A 23,299-nucleotide genomic window follows, 5' to 3' on the forward strand; every position below is an offset into this window, starting at 1 on the left:
GGGGCGGGTGGCGGAACGACGATTGGCGGGACGCGGAGGACGGGGCATGGCGAAAAGACTGGTAACCGAGGATGGGGGGGCGAGGAATGCCCGGCATGCTAGGTTGTGCAAAGCCCCCACCGCAAGAGCATGCCCATGAGCCACCCCACCTGGCTGATCACTTTGCAGAACCTCAGCGGTCGCCTCGGCGCCCGCTATCGCGGCCCGCAGACGGCGCATTTCGACGGCGCCCGCTTCCATAACCTCGACCGCCAACCGCACAACGGCCTGCGCGCCTTCCTGAAATGGCAGCGCGAACGTGGCCGCCAGCAGGAGTGGATCGCCCAGCCCGGCCCCGACACCCGCCCGGAAACGCCGGCCCGCGTCGAAGGCGACGAACTGCGCGTCACCTACATCAACCACGCCACCCTGCTGATCCAGCACCGCGGCCTGAACATCCTTACCGACCCGCTCTGGTGCGAGCGAACCAGCCCGATCCGCTTCGTCGGTCCCAAGCGCGTGCATCCGCCGGGCCTGGCGCTGGACGAGCTGCCGCCGATCAACCTGATCCTGGTCAGCCACAACCACTACGACCACCTGGATATCCACAGCCTGCGCGAACTGGCGCGGCGCTTCCCGTCGGCGAAGGTGGTGACCGGGCTGGGCAATGGCGAGCTGATCCGCGCCTGCGGCTTCACCGACATCGCCGAGCTGGACTGGTGGCAGAGCCTGCCGATGCCCGAAGGCATGCTGCTCACCGGAGTGCCGGCGCAACACTGGTCGGCGCGCTCGCGGCGCGACACCAACCGTACGCTGTGGATGGGCTTCGTGCTGGAGTCGCCGGACGGCCCGCTGCTGTTCCCCGGCGATACCGGGCTGGGCGAAGAATTCGGCCTGATGCACGAGCGCTTCGGCCCCATGCGTTTCGCCGCCCTGCCTATCGGCGCCTATGAGCCGCGCTGGTTCATGCGCCACCACCACATGAACCCGGATGACGCAGTGCAGGCGCACCAGCACCTCGACTCGCAGTGCAGCATGGCGATCCATTTCGGCACCTTCCGCCTGAGCGACGAAGGCCAGTTCACCCCGGTCAGCGACCTGGCGGCCGCCCTGCAGCAACGTGGTGTTGCGGCGGAGCGTTTCCGCGCTCCGAAGCCGGGGGAACAGTGGCTGGTGCCACCCATGCCGGATGCATCTCTGTAGGTGCGCGCCCTGCGCGCGATCGCGGGCAGGGCCCGCTTGTACATGAACTCATGCACGGGGCACCGCCCTCTCTCTGAAGGGAGAGGGGACCGTTTGGTGCAGGATGAAACCATGGCGTCAGCCGGCACAATCTACTCCCTCTCCCTTCAGGGAGAGGGCGGGGGAGAGGGAAAACCCAGGCACGGACTCTCAGAAGAAGACAGTTGCTCCTACAGGAGTTGGTATCAGTTCTCCCGTACCCGCTTGCTGCAGCAGTTGCGATAGCGCTTGCCGCTGTTGCACGGACATGGCTTGTCGCCGCGGCCGCCCAGCTCCAGCCAGCTTTCCAGGCGCTGGCGCATGGAGTCGCGGACTTCCCGGCGCTCGTCGTCCATCTGCGGTTTGCTCAGTTCACGGCTGAGCCAGAGGTAATCCTCCAGCAGTTCGTCACGCTCCAGCGCGTGAAGCTGTTCGGCGACCGGAACACCTTCGTAGCGACGTTTCGGATCAGGCAGGAAGGCGATGGCATCGCCGCCCGGCAGCACGTTCCACAAGCGGCCCTGGGCGTCGCGCCAGCAGGCGCTGAAACGGGCGCGCAAGGCAAGGCCCGGCCACTCTTCCAGGCACCAGCCATCCACCCGTGCCCCGCCCAGACCTTCCACTGCCTTGCCCACGGAGAACCAGGGTTCGCCGGTGATGCTGTCGGGCAGCGGCAGTGGCGCGGCGACTTCGGGCACGCCGTTGTCCACCAGTCGGCGGGCGAAACGGCGCAGCGGGTTGGTGAGGTGCGAGGGGGCGCGGAACGGCATGGGATCACCAGCGGAAATGGTCGGCGAAGGTCCGACCGGAGGGACGCGCCACGGTTCCCCGTGGCGCGAAAGGCGAGCATTCTAGGCGCGCCTCTGGCGGCGTCAACGCGGCGCGATCAATAGTCCCGCGTGGAGATCGGCTTCGCCTCGCCGCTCAGCTCGCGCAGCAGGTCATCGAGCAGTGCAGACGCACCGAAACGCAGATGTTCCGGCTTGATCCAGCCCGCGCCGAAGCGCTCCTCCGCCAGCTTCTGGTAAACCTGCGCATCAGCCAGCGTGCGCAGCCCACCGGAGACCTTCAGCCCGACCTTGCCGCCCTCCTCCTCGATGGTTTCGAGCATCACCCGCACGGCTTCGGGCGTGGCGTTCACCGTCGCCTTGCCGGTGCTGGTCTTGAGGAAGTCGGCGCCGCCGGCAATGGCTTCGCGGCAGGCCTTGCGGATCAGCTCCGGGTCGGCCAGCTCGCCGGTTTCCAGGATCACCTTGAGCCGGTGGTACGGCCCGCACAGCGTCTTGCAGGTGCGGATCAGTTCGACCGCGCCAGTGTCCTGGCCGGCCTTGAGCTTGCGCCAGGGGTAGACCAGGTCGATCTCGTCGGCGCCCTCCGCAAGAGTCTTGCGCACCTCCTCCACCACATCGGCCAGGGGCGCGTCACCGCCGGGAAAATTGCATACGCTGGCGACCCGTACATCGCGCCCACCCAGCGTATTGAGCGTGCGTCGGGCAACGTGCGCCAGCTTCGGCCACACGCACACCGCCGCCACTTCGCCGTAGGGCGTCAGCGCGCGGCGGCAGAGGTCCACGGTGCTTTGCAGGTCATCGCCGGCATTCAGCGAAGTCAGGTCCAGCAGGGCGAGCACACGGCCCGCCGGGGTCTTGCGAGGATCGGTCATCGGCAACACTCTCCATCGGCTTTCTTCAGGCAGCCGGGGCAACCACCATCGCCCCGGCAGGCGCTCCGCGCCCTGTCGCAGATCAGCGGAACGGCGGCTCGTCGAAGCTGCGCAGCTTGCGCGAGTGCAGCGAGTTGAGCTGGGTGCGCAGCAGGTCCACGGCGGCAACACCGATGGACAGGTGCTGGCTCACCGCGCGCTGGTAGAAAGCCGTGGCGGCGCCTGGCAGCTTGATCTCGCTGTGCAGCGGCTTGTCCGACACGCACAGCAGCGTGCCGTAAGGCACCCGCAGGCGGTAACCCTGAGCGGCGATAGTGCCGCTTTCCATATCCACCGCGATGGCCCGCGCCAGGTTGATCAGCGGGCGCTCCTGGGCCCAGTGCAGCTCCCAGTTGCGGTCGTCGTAGGTGAGCACGGTGCCGGTGCGCAGGCGGCGCTTGAGCTGGTCGCCGCGCTCGCCAGTCACCAGCGCGGCAGCTTCCTGCAGCGCCAACTGCACCTCGGCCAGCGCCGGGATCGGGATGTGCGGCGGCAGCACGCGGTCGAGAATGCCGTCGCGGCGCATGTAGGCGTGAGCGAGCACGTAGTCGCCGATGGTCTGCGACTGCCGCAGGCCGCCGCAGTGGCCGACCATCAGCCAGCAGTGCGGACGCAGCACGGCGAGGTGGTCGGTGATGTTCTTCGCGTTGGACGGGCCGACGCCGATGTTCACCAGCGTCACGCCGTCGCCATCCTCGGCGATCAGGTGGTAGGCCGGCATCTGGAAGCGGTGCCACTCGACGCTGGCGACAATGGCATTGGCCTCGCCCTCATCCGTGCCGCGCTCGATGATCACGTTGCCCGGCAGGACCATACGCACGAAGCGCGGGTCGTCGCGCAGGCGCTCCAGGCCCAGGTGGATGAACTGGTCGACGTAACGGTGGTAGTTGGTCAGCAGGATCCACGGCTGCACGTGGCGCCAGTCGCTGCCGGTGTAATGCACCATGCGGCGCAGGGAAAAGTCGGTGCGTGCGGCGTCGAACAGCGCCAGCGGCATCGGATCGGCGTTCTCCCATTCGTACAGGCCGTCCGCCACACCGTCAGAAGTGGCCGACAGATCGGTGCTGGGGAACACCCGCGCCAGCTCGGCGGCGGTCACGCCCGAGCCACCCAGTTCATCACCGCCTTCCACCACGTAGGGATACGGAATGTTCTGCGCGCTGACGCCGACTTCCACGCGCACGGTGAAGTCTTCCATCAGCGGGCGGAGCTGCTCCAGCAGGTATTTGCGGAAAGCCTTGGGCTGGGTGATGGTCACGGCGTAGGTGCCGGGCACCTGGACCTTGGCGTAGGCGCGGGTGGTCGAGGGCACTTCGCCCTGGCACAGGTAGGTCACCCGCAGCAGCGGGTAGCGGAATTGTTCGCGCTGCTGCGCGTCGGGGACTTCGCGGTCCTTCAGGTACCGCTTGAGCGCCTGGTTCAGGGCGCCGGTGGCGCGCTCATGGAGCACGGCCAGTCGATCGACGGCCTCTTCGGCCGTCTGCGCGACGAAGAACTCGTCGCCAGTCGTAAGACTCATGGTGGGCATCCTGTCTGAACGATCAGCTCCATCTTGCCTGCTTCCGTCACAGAAAGGGATGACAGATTCCGCGCCGGCAGGACGAGCGGAAGGGTTGAAGAAAGCCTATGACAGAATCCGCGACCGCGAGTGCGGATGACAGCCGAAAGGAATCGACTGCATTCCATTTTCGTATATCGCTTGTCAGGTCGTCCCAAGCTGCTGGAAGTGCCTTGTTCACCCGCCTGAGCAGGATGGCAACCCGGATAGCGCGCTCAGGCGTGCTGCTCGATGTACTCACTCAACGCCCGGCGCGTCAGGTCGTTCAACGTGATGTTCTGCTGGATGGCGGCGATGCTCGCCGCCATGTGCAGTTCGTGGCCTACGCGTACGTTGAAGGAGCCCTTGCAGGGGATTTCCGGCTCGACGTCCCTGGCAGCACAATCAGACAGGTAATCATCGACCGCGGCCCTGAACGAGCCGGCCAGCTCGGCGACGGTGTCGCCTTCGTAATTGATCAGGGCGCGGATGAACAGCAGCTTGCCGAACAGGCAGTTGTCTTCCGGGCTGGCCTCGATGGACCCGTAATAGCCGCGGTGCTGCAGCAGGTTGTTCATCGTACACTCCTCCGCTTTTCAGGTGCTCGACCACCTGGCGCCTGGCATAGGCCTTCAATTCATTGCCGGGATGAGGTTTGTGCAGGTTGATCATCGCGCGAGGGTCGCCGTTGTCGAACTTGACCCGGCTTCCATCGCCTTCGAGCTTGCGATAACCCAGCCCGCACAGCAGTACAACCAACTCCTGCCAGGTGAACACAGCCTGCCTGTTCAGCAGTTTGGCCAGCAGCTTCTCATGCTGAGACATTCCCCTCTCCCAACTGCAACTAATTTTAGTTGCAGCTATAGACCAAGGCAATCTCAACACTGAGCTGCCTGCACCGAAATGAAGACCTGCGAGGCTCATCCCGGCACCGGCGAAGAACACTCCTCCTGCAACCTATTGTTCGACCAGCGGTGGTTCAAACCGAAAACCTCTACTGAAATTTCCTCACACCAGATGCGGCGTCGCCCGCGCCACCAGCGCTTCCACGTCCACCCCGCGCGGCAGGGTGCCGTAGACGCGGCCGCCGTCGTCCAGGCGGCTGGTGATGAAGGCGTCGGAGACCACCGAGTTGCCCGCTTCCAGCAGCAGCTTGGCCTGCAGGGCGATGGCGACGTTTTCGGTGAGCTGGCGGGCGCGATACTGGATGTCCTGGGTGTCGGCGAAGGAAGCCTTGAGGTTGCCGATGAACGAGGCCAGGCGCGCGTCCCCATGCCCATCGCCGAGTTCGGTGAACAAAGCGTCGAGCACGCCGGGCTCCTTCGACAGCGCACGCAGCACGTCCAGGCACTGCACGTTGCCCGAGCCTTCCCAGGTGGAGTTGACCGGCGCTTCGCGGTACAGGCGCGGGAGGATGGTGTCCTCGACGTAGCCGGCGCCGCCCAGGCATTCGGCGGCCTCGTTGATCATCGCGGGGGCGCGCTTGCAGATCCAGTACTTGCCCACGGCGGTCACCAGCCGGGCGAACTTGTCTTCCTGTTCGTCGTGCAGATTGTCCAGCGCGCGGCCCATGCGCATGGTCAGCGCCAATGCGGCTTCGCTTTCCAGGGCGAGGTCGGCCAGCACGTTCTGCATCAGTGGCTGCTCGGCCAGCACGCGACCGCCGACCTGGCGGTAGGCGCAGTGGTGCGCGGCCTGGGTCAGCGCCTGTCGCATCAGCGAGCTGGAGCCGACCATGCAGTCGAAGCGGGTCATGGCGACCATCTCGATGATGGTGGGTACGCCACGGCCTTCCTCGCCGACCATCCAGGCCAGCGCGCCGCGGTATTCCACTTCGCTGGAGGCGTTGGACCAGTTGCCCAGCTTATTCTTCAGGCGCTGGATGTAGAACTCGTTGCGGCTGCCGTCCGGGCGGTGGCGCGGCAGCAGGAAGCAGGTCAGGCCCTTGTCGGTATAAGCCAGGGTGAGGAAGGCGTCGCACATCGGCGCCGAGCAGAACCACTTGTGGCCGACCAGTTCGTAGGACTGGCCCGGACCGGGGATGCCCACCGGGTAGGCGCGGGTGGTGTTGGCACGCACGTCGGTGCCGCCCTGCTTCTCGGTCATGGCCATGCCGATGGTGGCGCCGGTCTTCTGCTCGATGGGCAGGTTGCGCGGGTCGTATTCGGTGGAGAGGATCTTCGGCAACCACTTCTCGGCGAGGTCCGGCTGCAAACGCAGGGCAGGCACGCTGGCGAAGGTCATGGTCAAAGGGCAGCCCGTGCCGGCCTCGGCCTGGCTGTGCAGATAGCTCAGGCCCGCACGGGCGACGTGGGCGCCAGCGCGAGGGTCGGTCCAGGGCATGGAGGGCAGGCCGGCCTCGATGGCCGCGCGCATCAGCTCGTGGTAGGCCGGGTGGAACTCCACCAGGTCGACGCGGTGGCCGAAGCGGTCGTGGGACTTGAACACCGGTTTGTTCTCGTTGGCGAGGAAGCCCGCCGCCATCAGCGGCCCGCCGGCCAGCGCGCCATAGGCATCGAGTTTCTGCTCGGCCCAGCCGCCGCCGTAGCGGCGCACCCACTCCTGCAGCGGCACGTCGACGCGATAGAGGTTGGCGCCGTCCAGCGGCGGCACCTGGTTGGTCACTTCGTGGGTTTCGGCGTACGGGTGCGGGATCATGGCTGGTCCTCCATAACGGGCGTGGGCTTGGCTGGCTTGGGCAAGGCAGATGTGGACGCGCCGACGGCGCGCAGGCAGAAGCTGGCGAGGGCGTCGCTGACGTCCTCCAGGGAAACGTTGGACTGGCCGGCATCCCGCGCGGCGCGGGCGGGCGGCGAAAGCGGGCCGATCAGGGCTTCGGCGATGGCGCCGACCAGGCAGGCGGCGGTCAGCTGCACCGGCTGGGGCTGGAACTCACCGGCGGCGATGCCCTGCTCCAGCAGGGTGACGAACAGTGCGGCGTAGGCTTCGCGGTAGATCAGGCGCTGCTCGTCCACTTCCGGGTCGACCGGCTCGGCGATCAGCGCGAAGGCCAGCTGGCGGCTGCCCCAGGCGCGCGCGGCGAACTGCTGCAGGCCAAGGTTCAGGCGTTCGCAAGCGCTGCCGGGAGCTTTCAGCAGCGCACCGAGGGTATCGACCTCGTGCTGGCTGGCACGGGCGAAGACCTCGGCGGCCAGCTCGCCCTTGCCGCTGAAGTGCCGGTAGAGACTGCCGGTGGCGATGCCGGCGGCGTCCGCCAGGCTCTGCATGGTCAGGGCGGCGAAACCACCGTCGGCCACCCGCGCCAGCGCCAGCTCGAGAATGCGCTCGCGCAGTTCGCCGTCCTTTTGCAGCCGTGCTGGGGAGTGTCGGTAGGCCATGATCTGAATCCGGATTCACTGCATGAAATTCAGTGAATCACGGTTCAGACCTTTGCTGAAAGGGACATTCCCGCCACGGGCGGAGCGATTCTGGCCAAACCGCCCCCGCCCGTTAGGACGGTTACCAGAGCGGCATCTGGTAGCTGACGATCACCCGCGTTTCGTCGATATCGTTGCCGAAGTCGCTGCGGAAGGCGCCGTTGCGCACCTTGAAGCCGAGGTTCTTCAGCGGGCCGTTCTGCACCACGTAGCCGATATCGGTGTCGCGCTCCCACTCCTTGCCGCGCCCCTGGCCGTTCAGCAGGTCGATGTGGTCGCCTTGCAGGTAGCGGGTCATGAAGGTCAGGCCGGGCAGTCCGAGGCCGGCGAAGTCGTAGTCGTAGCGCGCCTGCCAGGAGCGTTCGTCCTTGTTGGCGAAGTCGCCGATCTGCACGAAGTTGGTCAGGTACGGGTCGGTGCCGCTGAGGTAGGCGAAACCGGTGTCGCCGGACATGCGCTGGTAGCCGACGCCGAAGCCGCTGCCGCCGATGCGGTAGGTGAACAGCGCGTTGAGCGCGCGGTTGTCGACGTTGCTGCCGCCATCGTCGGTGGAACGGGCCCAGCGGATATCCGACTTGAGCGACTGGCCCTCGGTGATCGGCAGGGTGTGCACCACGCCCAGGTAGTGCTGGCGGTAGAAGTTTTCCAGGCCGCCGTAGTGGTAGCTGGTGCTGAGGTTTTCGGTCCAGCGGTAGGTGCCACCGGCGAGATTGAAGCGGTCGCTGCTGGTGTGGCTGCCGAGCACGATGTTGCGCTTGTTGCCGCGGGTCATCGACAGGTCTTCGTCGTTGGTCGAGTCGCGTTGCTTTACCTGGCGCAGCTGGCCGAGTTGCGCGGTGAGGCCGTCGATCTCGTTGACCTCGGCAAGGCCGCCCTGGAAGGTCTGCGGCGCCAGACGGGTGTCGTTGTACTGCACCACCGGCAGCTTGGGCAGCAGGGTGCCGACCTTCAGGGTGCTCTTCGAGGCGCGCAGCTTGGCCGTCACGCCGAGGGAGCTGTAGTCATCGGCGGCGCGCTTGTCGCTGGCCGAATACGGCAGCAGGCCGGAGCCGGTGCGATCAGGGCTGGAGTCCAGCTTGATCCCCAGCAGGCCAAGGGCATCGACGCCCACGCCCACCGTGCCCTCGGTGTAACCCGACTCGAAGCGCAGCAGGAAACCCTGCGCCCACTCCTCGGATTTCGACTGCGCCGCATTGCTCTGGCGATAGTCGCGATTGAAGTAGAAATTGCGCAGTTCCAGATTCGCCTTGCTGTCCGCGATGAAGTCCGCGTGGGCGAACAGGGGCAGGCAGGCGAAGCTCGAAACGAGCGCCCGTACGGGAAGATTTTTCATTGTTGTTGTCTCTTCGTCAGGTGAGGTGAAGGCGGCGCCGCTCTGCCTGAGAGTCTGTGCCCGGGCCTGCCCTCTCCCCCGCCCTCTCCCTGAAGGGAGAGGGAGCTGACCGTGCCGGCTGATGCAGTGGCGTCACCCTGCACCGGACGGTCCCCTCTCCCTTCAGGGAGAGGGTTAGGGAGAGGGAGAACCCCGCTACAGTCCCCCAGACGTTCGCGGTTGCTCCCACGCCGCCGCATTAAGAATCACTGGGTGAGCAACCCCTCCAGTCGCTGGCGGATCAACTGGCGCGCCTGCTCGACGATGTCGCGCAGCAGTTCCTCGCAGCTGGGTTCGTCATCGATCAGGCCCTGGACCATGCCCGCCGACCAGATTCCCAGGTCGGTGTCGCCCTGCTCGTAGACGGTGCGCCCGCGCAGGCCGCTGACCAGCGTGGCGATGTCGGCGTAGGTGGCGTTGCCGCGCGCCTCGATGGCCAGCACTTCCTGGCTGATGGCGTTGCGGGCGACCCGCGCACTGTTGCGCAACGAACGCATGATCACGTCCGTGGAGCGCTCGTCCGCCGCGCGGATGGCCGCCTTGACCTGCGGGTGGATCGGGCACTCGCGGGTGCTGAGGAAGCGTGTGCCCATGTTGATCGCATCGGCCCCCAGCGCCAGCGCCGCCACCAGCCCGCGGCCGTCGGCGAAGCCACCGGAAGCGATGATCGGCACGCGCAGCCGGTTGGCCGCCGCAGGCAGCAGGACCAGGCCGGGAATGTCGTCCTCGCCTGGGTGGCCAGCGCACTCGAAGCCGTCGATGGACACCGCGTCCACGCCCAGTTGCTCGGCCTTGAGCGCATGGCGCACGGCGGTGCATTTGTGGATCACCTTGATCCCGTGCTGGCGGAACTCGGCAATGTGCTCGCCGGGATTGTTGCCGGCGGTTTCGACCACGCCGATGCCGCCCTCGATGATCGCCGCGCGGTACTCCGCGTAGGGGATCGGCTTCTGCGTCGGCAGCAGCGTGAGGTTGACGCCGAAGGGCTTGTCGGTGAGTTCGCGGCAACGCGCGATCTCGTCGGCCAGCGCCTGCGGGGTCGGCTGGGTCAGCGCCGAGAGCGTTGCCAGCCCGCCGGCATTGGCCACCGCCGCCGCCATCTCGGCGCGCCCCACCCACTGCATGCCGCCCTGCATGATCGGGTGTTCGACGCCGAAGGTTTCGGTGAATCGGGTCTTGAACATGCGCCTGTCCTCCGGCGGTTCAGATCGGGTCCCAGGAGAACACGTCCGGGCTGCGCGCCAGGTCCATGAAGCTGCCGCGCAGTGCGGGCATACCGTGCTCGGCGATGCTCTGCGGGGTCCAGCCGTTGTCGCTGTGCACACTGCGCAACGGGCGGCTCTGGCTCATCAGGAAGATCTCGTGGTTGCGCGCGGCGAACACCTGCCCGTTGACCGCACTGGCAGCGTCGGAAGCGAGGTAGACGGCCAGCGGTGCGTTCTTGTCCGGGGTCATGCGCTGCAGGTTTTCCACCCGCGCCTTCTGCTCCGGCGTCTCGGCCGGGATCGAGTCGGTCATGCGGCTCCAGGCGAAGGGCGCGATGCAGTTGGAGCGCACGTTGTAGCGCTGCATGTCGAGGGCGATGGACTTGCTCAGCGCAACAATGCCCAGCTTGGCCGCCGAGTAGTTGGCCTGGCCGAAGTTGCCGATCAGCCCCGAGGTGCTGGTCATGTGCACGAAGGCGCCGCTGCTCTGCGCGCGGAAGTGCTCGGCGGCGGCGCGGCTGACGAAGAAGCTGCCGTTGAGGTGCACGTTGATGACCGACAGCCAGTCCTCGGCGCTCATCTTGTGGAAGATGGTGTCGCGCAGGATGCCGGCGTTGTTCACCACGATGTCGACGCGGCCGAAGGCGTCGATGGCGCTGGAGACGATGCGCCGGGCGCTGTCCCAGTCCGACACGCTGTCGGTGTTGATGGCGCCGTCACCGCCGCGCTGGCGGATCAGCCCGAGGGTTTCCTCGGCCGGGGAAGCCGAGCCGCCCTCGCCCTGCAGGGACACGCCGATGTCGTTGATCAGCACCCGCGCACCGCTGTCGGCCAGGGCCAGGGCGATCTCGCGGCCGATGCCGCCACCGGCGCCGGTGACGATCGCTACCTTGCCTTCGTTGAGTCGTTGGGTCATCGCTAATTCCTTACTGTTCGGTTCGTTCAATCGGAGAATTCGTTGCGCGCGGGATCAGCTCGGCAGGCCGAGCACGGCCTTGGCCAGGATGTTGCGCTGGATCTCGTTGGTGCCGCCGTAGATGGTGGTCGGCCGCGACTGGATGAAGATGCCCGCCGGGTGCAGCTCGGCATCGTCGGTGAAGGGGTTGAGCAGCGCCGAATCCGCGCCGGCGATCTCCAGTCCCAGCTCGCTGATGCGCTGGTACAGCTCGGACTGGTGGATCTTCAGCAGGGAAACGTCCGGGCCCAGCTCCTCGCCGCGCCGCAGGCGTTCGGCGAAGCGCTCGTAGAGCGCCTTGTGACAGTCCAGGTCCATGCTCAGGGCGGCGAAACGCTGGGCGAACACCGGGTCATCCCACAGGCCCTGGTGACGAGCCAGGCGCACCAGGCGCTCGAGGGCGAAGGTGGCCTGCTTGGGCGAGCCGAGGAAGATGCGCTCGAAGCCGAGCAAAGCCTTGGCCATGCCCCAGCCGTGGTTGACCGCGCCGACGAGGTTCTCTTCCGGCACGCGCACGTCATTGAAGAACACCTCGCAGAACTCGCCCTGCAGTTCCAGGTTGAGGATCGGCCGCACCTCGACGCCGGGGCTGTCCATCGGCACCAGCAGGAAGCTGATGCCCTGCTGCGCCTTGACGCTACGCTCGGTGCGCGCCAGCACGAAGATCCAGTTGGCCTCGGTGCCCATGGTGGTCCAGGTTTTCTGGCCATTGATGACCCACTCGCCGTCACGCAGTACCGCCTCGGTGCGCAGGCTGGCGAGATCGGAGCCGGCGTTGGGCTCGCTGTAGCCCTGGCACCAGATGTCCTCGCCACTGAGGATGCGCGGCAGGAAACGCTCGCGCTGGGCATCGGTGCCGTAGCGGATCAGCAGCGGGCCGAGCATGGTGATGCCGCTGTCGGGCAGGCGTGCGCAGCCGTAGTTTTCCATCTCCTCGATCATGATCAGCTGCTTGCCGGCGGCGAGGCCCATGCCACCGAACTGCACCGGCCAGCCGGGGCACAGCCAACCCTGTTTCGACAGTGCCTGGTACCACTCCCAGGTGTCATCGCGGCCCAGGCGGTGGGCCGGGTTGCGGATGCGCTGCGGGTAGTTGGCGGCGACCCAGTCGCGCACCAGCCGGCGGAACTCGCCATCTTCGAGGGCGTTGTAATCGGTCATGTCACAGCTCTCTTGATTACTGGCCCCGGAAATTCGGGGAACGTTTATCGAGGAAGGCCGCCTTGCCTTCGGCATGGTCGGCGCTGAGGAACAGCTGGCTCTGGAAATCGCCTTCGCGCTCGAGCAGCAGCTCCAGGCCGTCGGCCAGCAGGGCCTTGGTCAGGGCCAGTGGCAAAGGCGCCTGCTGCTCGACCTTGGCGGCCAGCGCAAGGGCGGCGTCCAGCGCGGCACCCGGTGCGCAGAGCTGGTCCACCAGTCCGATGCGCTGCGCTTCCTCGGCTTCGATGACCTGGCCGAACATCAGCACCTGCCGCGCGCGGCCGACCCCAATGCGCGCCGGCAAGGTGTGCAGCTGGCCGAGATCGGCGATCAGCCCGACCTTGCCGAAGCCGGCGGCGAAGCGCGCCGTACCGCCGCACACCAGGCTGTCGCAGGCCAGCGCCACCGACAGCCCGGCGCCCACCGCCCAGCCTTCGATGGCAGCGATGATCGGCTTGCCCATGCGCAGCATCTGGCGGATCAGGTCAGCGTTCTTCTGCATGCGCACCCGGCCGGCGTTGAGGTCGGTGACATGCATGTCGCTGAGGTCGCCGCCAGCGCTGAAGACTTCCGCCGAACCGGTGAGGACCACGCTGCGCACGGCGGGATCGGCGTCCGCTTCGCGCAGCGCTTCGAGCAGCTCGGCGCGCAGTGCGGGGGACAGCGCATTGCGCCGCGTTGGGTTGTTGAAGCGCAGAAGGCGCACCGTACCGAGTGTTTCCTGCAGCAGCATCTCGCTCATCACGCCACCTCCGCCTGCAGCAGGGCGATGTAGCGCGCCCGGTGGAAGGCCAGCGAACCCTGGCTGTTGAGCAACACCATGGCGCGGCGCAGGAACAGGCCGATGTCGGCCTCGTCGGTGTAGCCGATGCCGCCGTGCAGCTGGATCGCCTGGCGGGTCACCAGCATGGCCGCCTCGGCGGCGCGCACCTTGGCGGTGGACACCAGGCGCTGCACCTGCGCGACCGGCGCGCCGTCGTCCAGCGCGGTGGCCGCTTCGCCGACGATGGCGCGGGCTAGTTCGATCTGCAGTTTCAGGTCGACCATGCGGTGCTGCAGCGACTGGAAGCTGCCGATCTCGCGGCCGAACTGGCGGCGCACGCCGAGGTAGTCGCGGGTCTGTTCGAAGGCCGCATCCATCAGGCCGACCAGGTAGGCGGCGCAGGCCAGTGCCGACTCGTCGAGGGCAGCAGGCGCGGCGTCGACGAGTTGCGCGGGCGTGCCATCGAAGCGCAGGCGCGCCAGGTGGCCGCCGTCCTGGGTCGGTTCCTGGTGAACGCTCAGCCCTTCGGCATTGCGCTGCACCAGCACGAGACCGGTGTTGCAGGCCACCAGCCACGCATCAGCGGCAGCGCCCAGAGCCACATGGGCGATCTCACCGCGCAGTTGCCCATCGCGCAGCACCGGCAATGCAGCGCCGGCTTCATAGCGGATGCCCGCGGGCAGGATCAGCCGCTCGCCGGCCAGCAGCGCGTCGCGCTCGGCGGCGGGCAGCAAGGGAGCGACCAGGCTCGCCTCGATCAGCGGTTCGGGCAGCAGGCCGCGTCCGAGTTCTTCCAGCAACGCGGTGTACTCGCCCATGCCCAGTCCACTGCCGCCCAGCTCTTCGGCTAGGCGCAGGCCCGGCCAGCCCATGGCGCAGACTTCCGCCCAGGCGTCGCGGTCGAGGCCCTGCGCCTGAAAGCGCAAACGGCGCACCCGGCCCAGGTCGCCGCCGCGCGGCACCAGGGAAGCGGCGCTGTCACGGATCATCCGCAGGCGCTCTTCGCGCTCCTCGGCCATTGCGGTGTTGTCGGTCATTTCGTCATTCCCGTGTCGGTTGAACAGTGCCAGCCGCAGCGGGCCGGTACTTGAAACTGCCGGTGGCGCTGGCGACCAGCTCGCCGGCCCCGTCGAAGATTTCCGCCGCGCAGAAGCACAGCGTGCGGGTCCGCCGCAGCACCTGGCCGACGGCGTTGATCTCGCCGCTGGTGCTGCCCATGAAGTGGGTGGCCATGTCGATGGTGACCATCGAGCAACCCGGCATCTGCGCGCGAATGGCCCCGGCCATGGCGGCATCGAGCACGCTCATCAGCACGCCGCCGTGAAAGCTGCCGATGTAGTTCATCAGCTCCGGGCGGTGGCGCAGGCGCACCCGCACCACGTCGCCATCAATCCAGCGCTCCAGGCCAAGGAACTCCTGGAAGGTGAAGCGGCCGCTGGGGAACATCTCCAGTCCACTCTCAGCAGGTGCAGCGGCGCAGGTCGAGGTGAGATCGGTCATCGAACGCTTTCCTCCGTGGCAGGCTGCCCCACCGGGCGGGCCACGCCCTGTGCCGCCGGGCGTGCGGGCGCTGCAGGTGCGGCACCGGGCTGTGGGCTGCGCGCTTCGCGGTTCGGGTCATACAGGCGGTTGGGGATCATCAGCGCGGGGATCAGCCCGGTGATGACGTAGGTGATGCCCATGACCAGGAAGCCCGCGCCGATGGACACGTGGGAGGCCAGCAGGCCGATGGCCGCCGGGGCCACCGCCGCGCCGATGCGGCCGAGGTTGTAGGAAGTGCCCACGGCTGCGCCGCGTACCTGGGTGGAGAAGCTCTCGGTCATGTAGGTGGCCAGCACGCCCACCGGTACGCCGTAGATGAAGCCGAACAGCGCGAGGATCCAGACGATGTTGTCCGGCGTGTGCCAGAACACGATCACCGGCATGAAGATGGCGGTGCCGATGGCGCCGGCGGCAAAGGTGGCGCGGCGGCCGAAGCGGTCCGAGGCGATCCCGGCGAGCACCTTGCCGAGGATCATCGCGGTGTAGGTGCCGACCATGTAGCCGGTCATGGACTTGAAGTTCATGCCCAGCTCGCTTTCCAGGTACGAGGGCATCCAGTTGTTGGTGCCGTAGTAGCCGAACAGCAGGAAGCACGAGGTGATGCTCCAGAGCACGAACATGCGGCGGGTGGACGGATCGACCAGCAATTGACGCATGCCGCCGCTGGGCGCGCTCTGCTGGCGACTGCTGGCCTGCTGCGCGCGTTGCGCACGAGCCGCCAGCCAGGACGGCGACTCCGGCACCCAGGGTCGCAACGCCAGGCAGATCAGCGCCGCGCCGATGGCAGTGAAGAACAGCGCGCGCCAGCCGTAGTCCGGGATGATCTGCCCGGCGAGGATGGTCGCCACCAGGTAGCCCACGGTCCAGCCGGCCTGCATGGTCGCTAGGATGGTGGTGCGGTACTTGGCGGTGACGAACTCGGACATCAGGATGTTGCAGGCCACGAACAGCGAGCCCAGGCCCAGCGAGGAAACGAAGCGGATCAGTGCGAAGGCCCAGTAGTTGTGCGCCAGGCCCAGCAGCGCGGTACCGACGGAGAACACCAGGATGGTCCAGGTCACCACGCGCACCCGGCCGAAGCGGTCGCACGCCCAGCCGCCGTAGATGCCGCCGATGGCCATGCCGGCCAGGGTGATGCTGCCCAGCGAGCCGGCCTCGAAGTTGGACAGGCCGAACTCGGCCTTGAGGCTGTTCAGGCTGTAGGCGAGGAACATCAGGTCAGCGCCATCGGCGAGCAGACCCAGGAAGCAGAAGAAGAAGGCGATCACCAGGGTCCGCCGCGGTATCGCGGCGCTCTGGGCCAAGCTGTCGGGTGCGTTCATTGTTGTTGTTCTCGCAGGTTGGTTGAGGTCGTCGTCGCGCTAGGCCCGCCCGGCTGGTTCTCCACGCTCCGGGGTCAGGCTCACGCGGCCGTTGTCCAGCACCACCACGTCGCGCTCGACGACGCGGGTGCGGAAGGAGCCGTCATTCCAGATTTCCGTACGCAGGGTTTCGCCCGGGAATACCGGTGCCGAGAAGCGCACCTGCAGGTGGGCGAAGCGCTCCGCGCGGTAATCGGCGAAGCCGCGCAGCAGCGCATGGAAGGCCACGCCGAGGGTGCACAGGCCGTGCAGAATCGGTCGCGGGAAACCACCGCGAGCGGCCGCCGCGGGGCTGGCGTGGATCGGGTTGTCGTCGCCGTTGAGGCGATAGTGCAGCGCCTGTTCCGGGCGGGTCGGCAAGTCGATGACCAGGTCTGGCGCCTGCTCGGGCAGACGGTGCGGCTGACTGAGCGACTGACTGTCGCCGCCGAAGCCGCCGTCACCGCGCAGGAAGGTGGTGCCACGGGCAATCGCCAGCACCTCGCCGCTCTGCGCGTCACTGACGACTTTCTCGCTATAGAGCAGCGCGCCCTTGCCAGCACCTTTGTCCACCAGGCCGGTGACGCGGGTGCGGCCGATCACTTCGCCTTCCACCGGCAGCGGTTTCAGCCACTCGATACTCTGCTCGCCATGGACCAGGCGCAGGGCATCGACGCCGGTATCCGGATTGCCCAGCCAGAAGCCGGGGTGACCGAGAACCACGGCCATGCAGGGCAGCGCCTGGAGGTCGCGGTTGGCGTCGACGAAGGTCAGTTGGTGCTCGTCCATCGGGTCGGCGCCGAGGCCCACCGACAGCGCGTAAAAGGCGCTGTCGTGGCGGCTGAAACGCTGCCGAACTTCGGGGATCGGGTAGTTCAGCAGGTGCTCAGGATTCAGCGCCATGGGCCACCTCCTCCACTTCCAGCACCGCATCGGCAGCCCACGCGCCCTGCCCCTCGGGCATGGCGAAGACCGGGTTGAGGTCGACCGAACGCAGGCGCGGACCGGCCTCGGCAGCGAACTGCGAGAGCTGCGCGAGCACCCGCGACAGCGCCCTGATGTCGGTCACCGGACGACCACGCGCCCCCAGCAGCAGCGGTGCGCCCTTGATACTGCGGATCATCTGCTCAGCCTCGTCGACGCCGAACGGGCAGCGGCGGAACACCACGTCCTTGAGCACTTCGACGAAGATGCCGCCGAGGCCGAACACGGCCACCGGCCCGAACTGCGGGTCGCGCTGGATACCCATGAAGCACTCCACGCCGCCCTGCAGCTGGCGGGCCACCAGCACGCCGTCGAGGCGGGCGTTCGGCGCGTGTTCGGCTGCTCGCTGGAGCAACAGGTCGTAGCCTTCGCGCACGGCCTGGGAGCTGCTGACGTTGAGTAGCACGCCGCCGATTTCCGACTTGTGCAGGATGTCTGCCGAGGCGATTTTCAGCACCACCGGGAAGCCGATCTGTTCGGCGAAGGCGGCGGCTTCGGCTGCGTTTTTCAGCACGCGCTCGGGCGCCGATTCGATGCCGGCGCGCGCGAGCAATTGTTTGGCTTCGGCCTCACCGGGCGTGCTGGCGGGTAGCTCGACACCGCCGGGCGCGGGAATCCTGCGCAGCGGGCGGGCGAAGGCCTCCCCCAGCTGGCCCATGGCCTGGATGGCGCGCACCGCGCGGGTCGGATCCTCGAACAGGGCAAAGCCGGCCTTCTGGTACGGCGCCAGCTCCTCGCCCTCGCCCATCACCGAGACCACGAACAGGCGGTCCGGATGATCGACCTTGATCCGCGCGAACTGCTCGGCCAGGCGCGGGCCGATGGAGGCAGCCGTGCCGGCCTGGGTGAAGAAGGCGATCAACGAGCGGTAACCGCCGTCCACCACCATGGATTCAGTGAAATCGTGGACCAGGCTCAGGTCGTTCAACGCCTGGGCGGTGCAGTCCACCGGGTTGAGCGGCGAGGCGTAGTGCAGGCGCTGCTTCAGGCGTGCCTGGGCCGCTTCGGGCATCGGCGGCATAGGCAGGCCGAAGTCCTCGGCGGCGTCGCTGACGATGATGCCGGCGCCACCGCTGACGGTGATCATTCCCAGGCTGTTGTTCACCGGGTAGATGCGCTGGGTGGCGAGGTAGGCGATGTCCACCAGCTCCTCGGTGGTGCGCGCGCGCACCACCGCGTAATCGGCCAGCACCGCGTCGAGCACCTTGTCGTCGCCGGCCAGGGAAGCGGTGTGCGACATGGCCGCGCGGCCGCCCAGCTCGCTGCGCCCGACCTTGTGCAGGATCACCGGCTTGCCGGCGCGATGGGCCGCTTCGAGGGCGGCGAGGAAGCTGTCGACGTTGCGGATCGATTCGGCGTAGGCCATTACCACGTCGATCTCCGGCGACTCCACCAGCCAGCCGATGGCGTCGCCCAGGGTGACGTCGGCTTCGTTGCCGGTGGCGACGCAGATTGGCGTGCCCAGCCCGCGCTGCCGCGACAGGCCGAGCAGGTGCGCACCGTAGGCGCCGGACTGGGTGGCGATGCCGACCCGCCCGGCCAGCGGAATGCCGCGTTCCAGGCTGGTGGAGAAGAAGGCGTAGTAGCCCAGGTTGGCGTTGAACACGCCCAGCGCGTTCGGCCCCAGCAGACGCATGTTCGCCGCGCGGGCGGCTTCGACGATGGCGTCCTGCATGGCCACGCCTTCCTCGCCGACCTCGCTGAAGCCGGAGGAGAACACGATGGCGCTGCGCGCGCCCTTGCGGCCCAGCGCCTGGACGGTCTCCAGCACCTGCGGCGCCGGCACCGCGATGATCGCCACGTCCGGCGCCTCGGGCAGCGCATCGACGCTGGCGTAGGCCGGCAGGCCCTGGATCTCCGTGCGGTTGGGGTTCACCGGCAGGATGCGCCCGGAAAAGCCGTTGCGCAGCATGTAGGCAATGGGGCGGCCGCCGATGCGGTGCGGGTCGCTGGAAGCGCCGACCACGGCGACCGAGCGCGGCTGCACCAGAGGGGTGAGACTGGAGAAACCGGTGTGTTGCAAGTGACTCACTGACATGACGTTCCACCTGAACAAGTAGCGGGTGCCGGGCGTTTGCGTGCCGGCGCGAGGGCGAGCGCATCCACGGCAGGCTGCGGGCAGCAGCCACCGGGAGCGTCGGCCCTGGGTTTCAGAGCCCTGAATTTCAGAGCACGGGCTTTCAGAGCACCGCTTGGGTGCCGAGCAGTGCCGTCACCTGGCTGGACAAGGTGCCGCCGTTGCCGTGCAGCAGCGCCACGTCGGCCTTCTTCAGCTGGCGTTCACCGGCCTGGCGGCGCAGCTGGGTGACCGCCTCGATGATCAGGAACATGCCGTACATGCCCGGATGCACACAGGACAGCCCGCCACCGTTGGTGTTCACCGCCAGTTCGCCGCCAGGAGCGATGCGTCCGCCCTGGACGAAGCGACCACCCTCGCCCTTCGGGCAGAAGCCGAGGTCTTCGAGGAACAGGATCGTATTGATGGTGAAGGCGTCGTAGACCATCACCAGGTCGATGTCCGAGTGCTTCACCCCGGCCATCTGCATGGCCCGCGGGCCGCTCTCGGAAGCGGCGGTGACAGTGAGGTCAGGCATGGCGACGATGGAGCGGTGCCACTGCGCGCCAGCGGCGCCGAGGAAATAGATCGGCGCTTTGGGCAGGTCGCGCGCGCGGTCGGCACGCACCATCACGCAGGCGCCGCCACCATCGGTGACCAGGCAGCAGTCGGCCTTGCTCAGCGGGTCGCTGACCATCCGTGCGGCGAGCACCTCATCGATGCTCAGCGGGCCACGGGCAAAGGCCTCGGGGTTGAGGTTGGCCCAACCGCGCGCCGCCACGGCCACTTCGGCCAGGTGCTCGCGGGTGGTGCCGTATTGATGCATGTGGCGGCTGGCGGCCAGCGCGTAAGCGGTGATCGGGTGGCGCGGCTGGTAGGGCGTCTCGTGCCACTGCGGCTCGCTCATCGACACCAGCTTGCCGCCGGCAGTGCGCTGGTTGGAGCCGTAGCAGATCAGCGCCGCATCACACAGGCCGGCTTCCAGGGCCAGGGTCGCCTGCAGCAGATGCAGCTCGAAGCTGGAGCCGCCGACGTTGGTGCCGTCGACGAATTTCGGCTTGATGCCGAGGTACTCGCAGACCGAGAGCGTCGGGAAGGCGTGGGAGCTGGTGGCCGAGAACACCGCGTCGATGTCCGAGAGCGCAAGACCCGCATCGGCGATGGCCTTCATCGAGGCCTGGCCGAGCAGTTCCATGGCGCTGTAGCCGTGGGCTTCGCCGATACCGGCGCTGCCGATGCCGACGATGGCGGTCTTGCCGCGCAGGACCTGGCTCATGACTGTGCCTCCGTCAGGGGCTCGAAGACGACGGCGGGGCCGCTGTCCTGCTGAGCGATGCGCGCCTTGAGGCGGGTGCCGATGGGCAGACTGAGGTGACCTTCGATACGGGACATCATGCGCACGCCTTCGTCGAGGTCGACCAGGGCGACGTTGTAGTCACCGCTGCGGGCGCGGTTGACGGTCAGGGCATAAAGGGTGCCCAGGCCACTGGCGGGAACCCATTCCAGGTCCGTTTCGCCGCTGCCGGGCACCTGGGTGCGCGGGTAGAACACGTGCCGGCCGGTGGAGGCGCTGCGCTGCAACATGAAGCGACCCTGGGCGAGGAAGGCGAGGTACTGCGCCTCTGGCCCTGGCATGTTGCGGTCGGGGAAATCCACCATTGAGGTTTCTCCTTTGTTCTTGTTCTGCCTTTGTTGCAAAGTGCGTTACCGCCCATGCCAAGCCAGCTTCACGGAAGCCGTTGCAGGCGTCGCAGGGCCAGAATACATTCACAATACTGAATGTCAATCAGAATACAGAATATGACCACTGAAAAGACCGTCGAAGAAGCCAGCAAACGCACCGGCAGCGCCAAGGATGTCGGCGCCGTGGTGAATGCCATCCAGATCCTGCGCCACCTGGCCAATGCCGAAGGCCCCGAGGGCGCAACCGCCATCGCCCGCGCCACCGGCATCAGCCCAAGCACTACCTTCAATATCCTGCGCACGCTGAGCAACGAGCAGCTGACCTCGTTCGACAACGAGACCAAGACCTATCGCCTGGGCCTGGGCCTGTCTGAGCTGGCAGTGAGTTTCATTGGCCGCAGCTACGCCGACCTGATCCAGCCGGAACTGGAACGCCTGAGCACCAGCCACCACATCCTGATCACCTTGTGGCAGGTCACCGACGATGCGCACATCCGCGTGATCGCCGTGTCCGCGCCGACCGTGGCGCACGTCAACGTCGCCGTGGGCTCGCGCTTGCCGGAACTGGTAGGCGCCGCCGGGCGCTGCATCGCCGGGCTGCGCAACCTCCCCGAGGATGAACTGCGACGCCGCCTGACCCGCGTGCGCTGGGAGAGTCCACCGAACTTCGAGGAGTACCGCCGCGACGCCGCTGCCACGCTGGAGCGCGGCTGGGCCATCGACCAGGACCACCTGTATCGCGGCGTCAGCATGGTCGCCAGCGCGATCATCGACCACGACCGCCAGCCACGCTTTATCATTTCCGGCATCGGCATCAGCGCCCAGCACGACCGCGAGAAGCTCGAGCAGATCGGCGCCAGCCTGCACGAGACAGCCTGTTTCATCAGCCGCTCACTGTTCCCGCAAAGCGCCATCAGCCCAGCGGAATAGCTCCGTCATTCAACATATGAAATGACATTCATGTGAATGGATGACTTCGACAAGAACAACGGCCCCGGCGCGAAACCGCACAGCAAAACCCCGCGCGCCGGCGCCCGCGTCGCAGCATTCCCGATGCGACTGATGGCAGCGATATTCGCCGCCAGGGGCCCACAGCCGCGACTATCGCCGGTATCATGGCAAGTCTTGATGGAGTCCTGGCGGTGACCATCCCGCGGAGAACACCGTTCCCGCCGCACGCCTGAATCCCTTGCGATTCAGGCGACCCGCCGCCAGAGCCCGCCAAACCTTCTGCCCGGATGTTCGCCGGCCTTGCATGGCTCGCGGCAGCCGCAGGTAATCCCATTGAATGAGGCAACCATGGAACAGAAAGACATCGATTGGGGCACGCTCGGATTCGATTACATCAAGACCGACTTCCGCTACATCTCCCACTGGCGCGATGGTCTGTGGGACGACGGCAAGCTGACCGAAGACAACACCCTGCACATCAGCGAAGGCTCCTCCGCCCTGCACTACGGCCAGCAGTGCTTCGAAGGCCTGAAGGCCTACCGCTGCAAGGACGGCTCGATCAACCTGTTCCGCCCGGACCAGAACGCCGCGCGCATGGCCCGCAGCTGCGCCCGCGTACTGATGCCGCAAGTGTCCGAAGAGCAGTTCATCGAGGCCTGCAAGCAGGTCGTGCGCGCCAATGAGCGCTTCATCCCCCCATACGGATCGGGCGGCGCGCTGTACCTGCGCCCGTTCGTGATCGGCGTGGGCGACAACATCGGCGTGCGCCCGGCTCCGGAATTCATCTTCTCGGTGTTCTGCATCCCGGTCGGCGCCTACTTCAAGGGCGGCATGAAGCCCCATGACTTCGTGATCTCCACCTACGACCGCGCCGCCCCCAACGGCACCGGCGCCGCCAAGGTCGGCGGCAACTACGCCGCCAGCCTGATGCCGGGCGCCCAGGCCAAGAAAGAAGGCTTCGCCGACTGCATCTACCTCGACCCGGCCACCCACAGCCGCATCGAGGAAGTGGGCTCGGCCAACTTCTTCGCCATCACCCATGACAACGAGTTCGTCACCCCGCGCTCCAGCTCGGTGCTGCCGGGCATCACCCGCCTGTCGCTGATGCAGCTGGCCGAACAGCGCCTGGGCCTGAAAGTGGTCGAAGGCGACGTGCAGATCGACGACCTGGCCCGCTTCAAGGAAGCCGGCGCCTGCGGTACCGCAGCGGTGATCACCCCGATCGGCGGCATCCAGTACAAGGACAACCTGCACGTATTCTTCAGCCGCGAAGACGTCGGCCCGGTGACCCGTCGCCTCTACGAAGAGCTGACCGGTATCCAGAAGGGTGACGTGGAAGGTCCGGAAGGCTGGGTCGTCAAGGTCTGAACCTGACCCGCAACCCCAACGAAAACGCCCGGCAGATGCCGGGCGTTTTCATTTCAGGCGCACC

General features: G+C 67.1%; 21 protein-coding genes and 1 pseudogene. 3 read left to right on the forward strand and 19 right to left on the reverse strand.

The features are described 5' to 3' along the window. Window positions 1-129 precede the first annotated feature (129 nt). Window positions 130-1,182, forward strand: coding sequence for an MBL fold metallo-hydrolase (locus IB256_RS27815; RefSeq protein ID WP_192404817.1), 1,053 nt, complete (start codon window positions 130-132; stop codon window positions 1,180-1,182). Window positions 1,183-1,406: 224 nt separating this feature from the next. Here the strand turns inward: IB256_RS27815 and IB256_RS27820 are convergent, their stop codons facing one another. The 19 genes and pseudogenes from IB256_RS27820 to IB256_RS27910 form a co-directional block, all read right to left on the reverse strand. Then, the gene (locus IB256_RS27820; RefSeq protein ID WP_192290432.1) at window positions 1,407-1,970 is read right to left on the reverse strand and encodes a hypothetical protein; all 564 of its coding nucleotides are present in this window, start codon (window positions 1,968-1,970) and stop codon (window positions 1,407-1,409) included. Window positions 1,971-2,086: 116 nt separating this feature from the next. Next, window positions 2,087-2,863, reverse strand: a complete 777-nt coding sequence (gene deoC / locus IB256_RS27825) for a deoxyribose-phosphate aldolase (RefSeq protein WP_192290434.1) — start codon at window positions 2,861-2,863, stop codon at window positions 2,087-2,089. An 82-nt stretch (window positions 2,864-2,945) separates the two neighbouring features. Further along, window positions 2,946-4,421 carry an AMP nucleosidase gene (gene amn, locus IB256_RS27830; RefSeq protein WP_138212040.1) on the reverse strand — a complete coding sequence of 492 codons (1,476 nt, stop codon included), beginning with the start codon at window positions 4,419-4,421 and terminating at the stop codon, window positions 2,946-2,948. Between the two features lie 254 nt (window positions 4,422-4,675). Beyond that, on the reverse strand, window positions 4,676-5,017 hold the full coding sequence (locus IB256_RS27835) for a type II toxin-antitoxin system HicB family antitoxin (RefSeq protein ID WP_192404768.1): 342 nt from the start codon (window positions 5,015-5,017) through the stop codon (window positions 4,676-4,678). A 10-nt stretch (window positions 5,018-5,027) separates the two neighbouring features. Further along, window positions 5,028-5,264, reverse strand: a pseudogene (locus tag IB256_RS27840) (type II toxin-antitoxin system HicA family toxin); the annotation flags it as partial. Between the two features lie 183 nt (window positions 5,265-5,447). Beyond that, window positions 5,448-7,097, reverse strand: coding sequence for an acyl-CoA dehydrogenase family protein (locus IB256_RS27845; RefSeq protein WP_192404769.1), 1,650 nt, complete (start codon window positions 7,095-7,097; stop codon window positions 5,448-5,450). After that, entirely contained in the window at window positions 7,094-7,777 is a 684-nt protein-coding gene (locus tag IB256_RS27850; RefSeq protein WP_192404770.1) for a TetR/AcrR family transcriptional regulator, read from the reverse strand. Before IB256_RS27850 ends, IB256_RS27845 begins: the two co-directional genes overlap by 4 nt. A 121-nt stretch (window positions 7,778-7,898) precedes the next feature. After that, window positions 7,899-9,149 carry an OprD family porin gene (locus tag IB256_RS27855; RefSeq protein WP_192404771.1) on the reverse strand — a complete coding sequence of 417 codons (1,251 nt, stop codon included), beginning with the start codon at window positions 9,147-9,149 and terminating at the stop codon, window positions 7,899-7,901. 245 nt (window positions 9,150-9,394) lie between these two features. Then, a complete protein-coding gene (locus IB256_RS27860) occupies window positions 9,395-10,372 on the reverse strand; it encodes an NADH:ubiquinone reductase (RefSeq protein WP_192290446.1) in 978 nt (325 codons plus the stop codon). Window positions 10,373-10,391: 19 nt separating this feature from the next. Then, window positions 10,392-11,309: an SDR family NAD(P)-dependent oxidoreductase gene (locus tag IB256_RS27865; protein ID WP_192404772.1), complete on the reverse strand. Its 918-nt coding sequence runs from the start codon at window positions 11,307-11,309 to the stop codon at window positions 10,392-10,394. 54 nt (window positions 11,310-11,363) lie between these two features. Further along, complete coding sequence (locus IB256_RS27870; protein ID WP_192290447.1) at window positions 11,364-12,509, reverse strand: acyl-CoA dehydrogenase family protein; 1,146 nt, start codon at window positions 12,507-12,509, stop codon at window positions 11,364-11,366. Window positions 12,510-12,525: 16 nt separating this feature from the next. Next, on the reverse strand, window positions 12,526-13,281 hold the full coding sequence (locus IB256_RS27875; protein WP_192290671.1) for an enoyl-CoA hydratase/isomerase family protein: 756 nt from the start codon (window positions 13,279-13,281) through the stop codon (window positions 12,526-12,528). 8 nt (window positions 13,282-13,289) lie between these two features. After that, the gene (locus tag IB256_RS27880; RefSeq protein ID WP_192290449.1) at window positions 13,290-14,348 is read right to left on the reverse strand and encodes an acyl-CoA dehydrogenase family protein; all 1,059 of its coding nucleotides are present in this window, start codon (window positions 14,346-14,348) and stop codon (window positions 13,290-13,292) included. Between the two features lie 4 nt (window positions 14,349-14,352). Beyond that, complete coding sequence (locus tag IB256_RS27885) at window positions 14,353-14,757, reverse strand: PaaI family thioesterase (RefSeq protein WP_192404818.1); 405 nt, start codon at window positions 14,755-14,757, stop codon at window positions 14,353-14,355. Between the two features lie 50 nt (window positions 14,758-14,807). Next, on the reverse strand, window positions 14,808-16,175 hold the full coding sequence (locus IB256_RS27890; RefSeq protein ID WP_192290451.1) for an MFS transporter: 1,368 nt from the start codon (window positions 16,173-16,175) through the stop codon (window positions 14,808-14,810). Window positions 16,176-16,214: 39 nt separating this feature from the next. After that, complete coding sequence (locus tag IB256_RS27895) at window positions 16,215-17,096, reverse strand: MaoC/PaaZ C-terminal domain-containing protein (RefSeq protein WP_192290453.1); 882 nt, start codon at window positions 17,094-17,096, stop codon at window positions 16,215-16,217. After that, window positions 17,080-19,215, reverse strand: a complete 2,136-nt coding sequence (locus IB256_RS27900; RefSeq protein ID WP_192404773.1) for an acetate--CoA ligase family protein — start codon at window positions 19,213-19,215, stop codon at window positions 17,080-17,082. The genes IB256_RS27895 and IB256_RS27900 overlap by 17 nt, the downstream gene beginning before the upstream one ends. Before the next feature lie 142 nt (window positions 19,216-19,357). After that, window positions 19,358-20,509 carry a thiolase gene (locus IB256_RS27905; protein ID WP_081517175.1) on the reverse strand — a complete coding sequence of 384 codons (1,152 nt, stop codon included), beginning with the start codon at window positions 20,507-20,509 and terminating at the stop codon, window positions 19,358-19,360. Beyond that, window positions 20,506-20,892: a Zn-ribbon domain-containing OB-fold protein gene (locus IB256_RS27910; RefSeq protein ID WP_192211188.1), complete on the reverse strand. Its 387-nt coding sequence runs from the start codon at window positions 20,890-20,892 to the stop codon at window positions 20,506-20,508. The genes IB256_RS27905 and IB256_RS27910 overlap by 4 nt, the downstream gene beginning before the upstream one ends. Before the next feature lie 141 nt (window positions 20,893-21,033). On the opposite strand from IB256_RS27910, the gene IB256_RS27915 reads away from it, so the two are divergent. Beyond that, the gene (locus IB256_RS27915; protein WP_192404774.1) at window positions 21,034-21,846 is read left to right on the forward strand and encodes an IclR family transcriptional regulator; all 813 of its coding nucleotides are present in this window, start codon (window positions 21,034-21,036) and stop codon (window positions 21,844-21,846) included. A gap of 369 nt (window positions 21,847-22,215) precedes the next feature. Then, a complete protein-coding gene (locus IB256_RS27920) occupies window positions 22,216-23,235 on the forward strand; it encodes a branched-chain amino acid aminotransferase (RefSeq protein WP_192404775.1) in 1,020 nt (339 codons plus the stop codon). Window positions 23,236-23,299 lie beyond the last annotated feature (64 nt).

The organism is Pseudomonas sp. PDM17 (assembly GCF_014851985.1).
GTDB lineage: Bacteria > Pseudomonadota > Gammaproteobacteria > Pseudomonadales > Pseudomonadaceae > Pseudomonas.